This window comes from Kosmotoga sp., from assembly GCF_982836095.1.
In genome coordinates this window covers 1-5,600 of sequence record NZ_CEYIHJ010000130.1, presented here as the reverse complement: position 1 = coordinate 5,600, position 5,600 = coordinate 1, and the positions used below count along the sequence as shown (strand labels likewise).

General features: G+C 43.8%; 7 protein-coding genes. All 7 read left to right on the top strand.

Going from position 1 to position 5,600, the window contains the following annotated elements; genetic code table 11:
• Window positions 1–1,555 (top strand): NAD-dependent DNA ligase LigA (gene ligA / locus AC3LHT_RS08355; protein WP_488662565.1); only part of this gene is annotated, 1,555 nt, incomplete at its 5' end.
• Window positions 1,539–2,663, top strand: a complete 1,125-nt coding sequence (locus AC3LHT_RS08350) for a cysteine desulfurase family protein (RefSeq protein ID WP_488662564.1) — start codon at window positions 1,539–1,541, stop codon at window positions 2,661–2,663. The genes ligA and AC3LHT_RS08350, both read left to right, overlap by 17 nt.
• A gap of 55 nt (window positions 2,664–2,718) precedes the next feature.
• Window positions 2,719–3,594 carry a YicC/YloC family endoribonuclease gene (locus AC3LHT_RS08345; protein ID WP_290647080.1) on the top strand — a complete coding sequence of 292 codons (876 nt, stop codon included), beginning with the start codon at window positions 2,719–2,721 and terminating at the stop codon, window positions 3,592–3,594.
• Window positions 3,595–3,606: 12 nt separating this feature from the next.
• The gene (locus AC3LHT_RS08340) at window positions 3,607–3,906 is read left to right on the top strand and encodes a DUF370 domain-containing protein (RefSeq protein ID WP_290647079.1); all 300 of its coding nucleotides are present in this window, start codon (window positions 3,607–3,609) and stop codon (window positions 3,904–3,906) included.
• Window positions 3,903–4,514 carry a guanylate kinase gene (gene gmk / locus AC3LHT_RS08335; RefSeq protein WP_290647078.1) on the top strand — a complete coding sequence of 204 codons (612 nt, stop codon included), beginning with the start codon at window positions 3,903–3,905 and terminating at the stop codon, window positions 4,512–4,514. The genes AC3LHT_RS08340 and gmk overlap by 4 nt, the downstream gene beginning before the upstream one ends.
• A 4-nt stretch (window positions 4,515–4,518) precedes the next feature.
• Window positions 4,519–4,752 carry a DNA-directed RNA polymerase subunit omega gene (gene rpoZ, locus AC3LHT_RS08330; RefSeq protein ID WP_290647077.1) on the top strand — a complete coding sequence of 78 codons (234 nt, stop codon included), beginning with the start codon at window positions 4,519–4,521 and terminating at the stop codon, window positions 4,750–4,752.
• Window positions 4,752–5,600 (top strand): bifunctional phosphopantothenoylcysteine decarboxylase/phosphopantothenate--cysteine ligase CoaBC (gene coaBC, locus AC3LHT_RS08325; protein ID WP_488662563.1); only part of this gene is annotated, 849 nt, incomplete at its 3' end. The genes rpoZ and coaBC, both read left to right, overlap by 1 nt.

The following is a 5,600-nucleotide window of genomic DNA, read 5'->3' as shown; positions in this document are numbered from 1 at the left end:
AATTCCTCTGAAACTGAGAAAACCTCTGGATATAGAAATTCGCGGGGAGGTGTTTCTTCCCAAAAGCGAATTCAAAGCCATCAACGAGGAAAGAACCGAAGAAGGGCTGCCGCCTTTTGCTAATCCACGTAATGCAGCAGCTGGAACGCTAAGGCAGCTCGATCCACACGAGGTCGCAAGAAGAAACCTTGATGCCTTTTTTTATCAGATTGTGGATCCGCGCAGGTATAATTTGGAAACCCAATGGGAGGTTTTATCCTTTATGCAAGAAATTGGGTTGAAAACGGAACCACATGCGAAACGAGTTAAAGACACCTCCGGGATTATCGATTACTGGAAGCATTGGCAGGAAGAGAAACATTCATTGAATTACGCAGTGGATGGAACTGTTATCAAGGTGAACCTCATTCACCAGCAAGAAGAATTGGGCTACACGGCAAAAAGCCCCCGGTGGGCTATTGCATTTAAATTCCCTGCTGAGCAGATCAGGACGAAGCTAATTCAAGTTAGTTTCCAGGTAGGGAGGACCGGAGTGATAACCCCTGTTGCCGAATTAGAGCCTGTTTCATTGTCCGGCACTGTGGTCAAAAGAGCAACTCTCCACAATTTTGATTACATCAGAGAGAAAGATATAAGAGTTGGAGATCAAGTTATACTGGAAAAAGCAGGGGAAATAATCCCTCAGATAATAAAGACGCTTCCAGAACTTCGCACGGGTGTTGAAAAGGTTATCAAACCTCCAGAACGTTGTCCAGTTTGCCAGGGGACTGTTGGCAAGGAAAAGGAGGGAGAAGTGGCTTTACGGTGTTTAAACCCAGCATGTCCGGCTAAATTAGAAAGGCGACTCAGGTTATTTGTGTCACGTGATGCCATGGATATTCGAGGGTTGGGAGAAAAACTGGTCAAAAGGCTTTTAACTGCGAATTTGGTTAAAAATTTCTCCGATCTATACAAGCTAACACCTTTCGAACTCGCTCAGCTGGGAACCGGAATAGGTGATAAAACCATAGCAAATCTTTTGAAAGAAATAGATAAGAGCAAAGATAAGCCTCTCCACAAACTTCTTATAGGGCTTGGAATCCCGGGTGTAGGGAAGAAACTCGCCCTTGACTTGGCAATGCACTTTGAAAACCTTGAAAACCTTGAGAAAGCGGAAATCGAAGATTTATTGAAGATTCAAGGTGTAGGCATTGAACTTGCAGAGAGCATATACAATTTTTTTCACAACAAAGAGATACTCGAAGAACTCAATGAATTGAAAAAATTCGTGAACACAAAGGAACCGCGAAAAAAAATCAAAGGCATTCTTGAAGGCAAAAAGATAGTGGTTACCGGTGTTTTGAAAAATTACACGCGAAAGGAAATTCACGATTTGATAATCGCTTTGGGTGGTAGTGTAACTACAAGTGTTTCAAGTAGAACCGATCTTGTGATAGTGGGTGAAAATCCTGGCTCAAAGCTTGAAAAAGCGAAAAAGAGTGGCGTGAAAACCGTAACCGAAGATGAATTTTTGGATATGATCGAAGGAGAGGATAGCAATGATTTATCTCGATAACAATGCCACAACAATTCTGGATGAACAAGCAGGCAAGGCAATGCAAGAGTGCTTTTACAAAATCTATGGCAACCCTAACTCCATACACCCTATAGGGCTCGAAGCATACAGGGTAATGGAAGAAAGCAGGGAGAAAATTGCAGAGTTATTGAAGGCCGACCCGCGAGAGATATATTTCACCAGCAGCGCAACCGAATCGATAAACTGGGCGCTGAGATCGGCCACTTCTTTCAGGGGAAAGAGGAAAAGAGTTATAACCAGTGCAATTGAGCACAAAGCTGTCTTAAATACGCTAAAAGACCTGCAGAATTCAGAAGGGATAGAAGTGATTATTGTTGAACCCAACAAACAGGGCATCATATTCGCTGAAAAGCTTTTGGAGCATGTGAATGAGGATACTTATCTGGTATCGCTTATGGCTGTTAACAACGTGACCGGGGCAATCCAACCCTATGAAGAAGTGGGACAATATCTTGAAGCGAAGAACATCTTTTATCATATCGATGCAGTTCAAACAATCGGGAAGACTTCCTTTAACCTTGAAAGCTTCTGTAATTTCGCTTCTTTTAGTGCGCACAAGTTTCATGGCCCTAAGGGCCTGGGCATATTATACGTGAAACGCGGGACAGCATTACGCCCCTTGCTCACCGGTGGCGGTCAGGAACGTGGAATGCGCTCCTCAACGCAGAATGTCCCAGGAGTCGTTGGAACTGCTGTGGCTATGGAAAACGCAATCAAAGAGCTCAACAGCACAACTGAGAAACTGAGACTGTTTAGGGACTCAATTGTAAAGGCTGTGCGCGAACTCGGTGGGGTTGTAAATACCCCGCTCGATCATTCAGTTCCGAATACAGTGAATATCTCAATACCCGGAGTAAGAGGCGAGACACTTGTAAATGCCTTAGCAACCAGTGGGATTTGCATTGGAACTTCTTCTGCCTGTTCGTCTCGAAACGATGGGGGACAATATGTGCTTAAAGCCATGAAAGTCAGGGAAGAAATTAGTGAATCTGCTGTGAGAGTAAGCATGTCGAGGTTCACCACCAAAACCGAAGTTGAAGATTTCATTAAATCATTGCGGGAAGCAGTCATGCTTTTGAAATTTTGAGCTTCAACGGGTATAATTAACTGTAGTTGATTATAATCAGACATGGGGTGTTATCATGGTTCGTAGTATGACTGGATTCGCCAGATCCGAGGCGGAATGTGAGTTTGTTGCTTGTTCGGTCGAACTCAAGAGTGTAAATGCCAAGCATCTCAACCTGGAGGTTAATGTCACCGGTGGGTTTACGGAGATAGAGGTAAAAGCCTCGCGCTATCTACGTGAAAAGCTTCGCAGGGGGACGGTAAGGGCATACGTCGAAATTTACTTCAACGAAAGCATTGGCAATATTATAAGGCCTGATCTTGGTGTTGCTTCTGCTTATTACAACGCACTAAATGAATTGGCAGATAAATTCCGAATCCCCGATAGAATTTCTTTGGATACACTCAGCAAAATGAAAGACGTGTTAAAATACAGGCTGACACCCTCTGTGAATGAGAAAATTTGGGAGTGCCTTAAAATCGCTCTTGATAAAGCTATTGCCATACTCAATGAGGATCGCGAACGCGAAGGCAAAAACCTCGAAAAGGCACTGGTTTCATATCTTCAGCGCCTTGAAAATATAGCAAAAGAATTGCATAAACGTACTGAGGGACTGCTGGAATATTACAGAGAATTTCTGAAAAAACGAATTTCAGATGTGCTGGAGATAGAAGTAGACAAGAGCAGGCTCGAACAGGAAGTTGCCATTTTAGCAGAGAGAGCCGATATTTCGGAGGAAATCGTTAGGCTAGAATCCCATATAACTTCATTCAAGAGATTGATGGAAAGCGAAAAGGAATGTGGTGTTCAACTTGACTTCCTCTGCCAGGAGATGCATAGAGAATTTTCAACCATTGCAGCGAAATCCAAGAAAGCTGAAATAACTTCCCTTTCAATCGAGGGTAGAACGCTGGTGAATAAAATAAGAGAACAGGTTCAAAACATCGAATAGGAGGTGTCTTCTGTGTATGGCCTTATCAATGTGGGTTTTGGTAACGTAATAATTGGGGATCGCGTCATTGCTATTGTTAACCCCGAATCCGCGCCATTAAAAAGACTGAAGGAAGTTGCTAAAGAAGAGGGGAAGCTCATTGACGCCACTTATGGACGCAAAACAAGAGCCATAGTGATAACGGATAGCAATCACATAATACTGAGCGCTATTCAGCCAGAAACCATTGCTTCCAGGTTCATGCAGGCATTTACAGACATCGAGGAGAAGTTAAAGGAAATACGCGATGCGGGGAGAAGCCTGGCGGAATGAGAGGAACGGTTTTTGTTGTAAGTGGGCCTTCAGGTGCCGGGAAAACCTCAATTCTTAGGGAAGTACTTCGCAGAATTCCAAACCTCGAGTTTTCCGTCTCTTATACTACAAGACCAAAAAGGCCTGGCGAAAAGGATGGAGAGGATTATTTTTTTGTTTCCGAAGAGAAGTTTAAAGAACTGATCAACGCAGATGAATTTCTCGAATGGGCAGAAGTACATGGATATCTATACGGTACCTCAAAGGGTTTTGTTTCCGAGAGAGTTAAGCAGGGTGTTAATCTGATTCTAGACATAGATGTTCAAGGTGCTCTTGCCGTAATGAAAGAAATGCCGGAAGTGGCAACTGTTTTCATTTCTCCCCCTTCTTTTGAGGAGTTGAAGAAGCGGCTGCTCACACGTGGAACCGAAAATGAGAGGGACCTTAAAAGAAGATTGGAAGACGCGCGCTGGGAGTTTTCCCACATAGTCGATTTCCAATATCTGGTTGTTAACAGAAATTTAAAGGAGTCGGCAAAACAACTTGAAGCGGTGATAATAGCTGAGCAGTTAAGGCTTGATAGAATAAAAGACCACATGGGATTAGAAGAAATATTCAGGGGAGTGTGATACGATGCTGGTGAATTACAAGAAAATCATGAAACGTGTAAAGCATAAGTATGCTGTACCCGTTGCGGTTGCAAGACGAGCTGAGGAATTAGAGGATTTTGGGCGTCCAAAGCTCGACCCCGAAGTCGTCAAAAAAGCCGGAGATAAGATAAACATTGCCATGAAAGAGCTCGAAGAGGGCAAAATCAGAATAAAAAACGAAGAAATGCTGAAAATACTCACACCAAAGGTGAAATGATGAGCAGTTTGCTTCAGGGAAGGAAGATACTCCTTGGAGTTTCCAGCGGGATAGCTATTTACAAAGCTGTCGATCTGTTGAGCAAACTGAGAAAAGCCAAAGCGGAATTGAGAGTTATTCTAACACCCGAAGCCGAGAAAATGGTTTCGGGTTTGGTTTTTTCAGCTGTTGGGAATTGCCCGGTGTATTCAGATATATTCAAGGTTCAAGAAGGTTTCATCCCCCATACTGACCTTTCTCGCTGGGCCGAACTTTTTGCCATAGCCCCGGCAACTGCTAATACCATAGCAAAACTCAATGCGGGTATTGCCGATAACCTTCTTCTGGCAACAGCGCTTGCATACCCTGACAAACCTAAACTGCTTGTTCCCACGATGAACACAAGAATGTTTGAAAACCCCGTCACCACGGAAAATATTGCAAAGCTCGGTTCGCAGGGTTGGTCTGTGGTTGCTCCAGAAGAGGGGCATCTTGCCTGTGGCGATGTGGGTAAAGGAAGATATCCTGAAAACGAGCTTATAATTGAAGAAATGACTTACTTGCTCTCAGAAAAACCCCTTGCGGGAATGAAAGCATTGGTTACCGCTGGACCTACAAGAGAAAGAATTGACAATGTCAGGTATATCACAAATCGCTCTTCTGGCAAAATGGGCTATGCTATTGCAAGAGCTTTGAGATATATGGGGGCTGAGGTTGTTCTTGTCACGGGTCCCACGGCGTTGAGGGCACCTGCTGGAGTTGAAGTGGTAAAAGTGCAATCTGCCACAGAAATGGCAGGAGCTGTGGATCTCTATTCAAAAGTTTCAAAAGTTATTGTTATGGCGGCTGCCGTTGCCGACTATAAACCT

Coding starts and splice junctions, on each gene's coding strand:
- AC3LHT_RS08350 (WP_488662564.1), top strand. CDS start 1,539: ATGATTTATCTCGATAACAATGCCACAACAATTCTGGATGAACAAGCA.
- AC3LHT_RS08345 (WP_290647080.1), top strand. CDS start 2,719: ATGGTTCGTAGTATGACTGGATTCGCCAGATCCGAGGCGGAATGTGAG.
- gmk (WP_290647078.1), top strand. CDS start 3,903: ATGAGAGGAACGGTTTTTGTTGTAAGTGGGCCTTCAGGTGCCGGGAAA.
- rpoZ (WP_290647077.1), top strand. CDS start 4,519: ATGCTGGTGAATTACAAGAAAATCATGAAACGTGTAAAGCATAAGTAT.